This window comes from Granulicatella seriolae, assembly GCF_024543085.1.
Classification (GTDB): domain Bacteria; phylum Bacillota; class Bacilli; order Lactobacillales; family Aerococcaceae; genus Granulicatella; species Granulicatella seriolae.
In genome coordinates this window covers 1-1,101 of record NZ_JANHNZ010000025.1, presented here as the reverse complement: position 1 = coordinate 1,101, position 1,101 = coordinate 1, and the positions used below count along the sequence as shown (strand labels likewise).

Sequence of the window (1,101 nt, the reverse complement as noted above, 5' to 3'; positions counted from 1 at the left end):
TTACACCAAGGAATCAAAATGAACCGCAAAAAAATTCAACGACTCATGAGAAAATACCAATTGTTTTGTTCTATCCGTAAGCCTAATCCATATAAGAAAATAGCACGTGCTACCCAAGAAAATATCACTAAACCAAATATCCTCAATCGTCAATTCAAAGATTCTGAACCAAAGACAGTCATTTTAACAGATATCACCTACATCCCTTATGGTCAAGGTCAAGTTGCCTACCTATCGGTGATGAAAGATTGTCGTACCAAACAAATTTTGGCCTATGAACTTAGTGAGTCTTTGGCCGTGGACTTTGTGTTAAACACCGTCACAAAATTACTAAAACATCACCAAATTCCTAAACAACAAAAAACCCTAATCCATTCAGATCAGGGTACCCACTATACATCTATTGCATTTCAAACCATATTAAAAGATAACGAGCTAAGACAATCCATGTCCCGTAGGGGGAATTGTTGGGACAATGCACCAGTAGAATCCTTCTTTGGTCACATGAAAGATGATCTTCCTGATCTTTCATTAGTGCGAGACTACTCTGCTATTCAACAAATCGTTGATGACCATATGCATTACTATAATAACTACCGCTATCAATGGGACTTGGCTAAACTTTCCCCTAATCAATTTGAACAATACCTTAAAACGGGAGTTCACCCACTAGCTCATCTAATTGATGTGGCGTAAGAGCTTCTGGGTCTCCTTGTTCAAACATGTGTACTTCATACTCCTCAACGAATCGTTGACCGTAGGTTCTGTCCCATTCATCCATTACCCACTGTGGAATGGGGCAAGAATCATCTTCACCGTGAAGAACTACTTGAAGATAGAGTTCAAATTCTAGTTCATCAGGGTTACTTTTTAGAATCCATTTCAATTGATCGACCAAAAAGGTTTCTGATTCAAGTTTTCTTACCAAAGTAGCATAATTCCTAAAATACGCCACTTGTTCTTGACAAGTCAACTCATCAAAATATCGGCACATCCAATTGGGGTAGTGCTTTTTCAAGTGCCGCTCATAGAAGATAAAAAATCCTTGTAGTTCCTTCGTCATTGTTATTTTGTATGACAAAAGGCTCCTCGTCTGAAGAG

Annotated in this window: 2 protein-coding genes; one reads left to right on the top strand and one right to left on the bottom strand. The window is 38.3% G+C overall.

Annotation, left to right across the window (positions count from 1 at the left end; translation table 11 throughout):
* A partial coding sequence (locus NPA36_RS10220) for an IS3 family transposase (protein ID WP_256946010.1) occupies positions 1–696 on the top strand: 696 nt, incomplete at its 5' end.
* Here the strand turns inward: NPA36_RS10220 and NPA36_RS10215 are convergent.
* Positions 650–1,101: hypothetical protein (locus tag NPA36_RS10215; RefSeq protein WP_256946009.1), on the bottom strand; the 452-nt coding region annotated here is incomplete at its 5' end. The genes NPA36_RS10220 and NPA36_RS10215 overlap by 47 nt on opposite strands.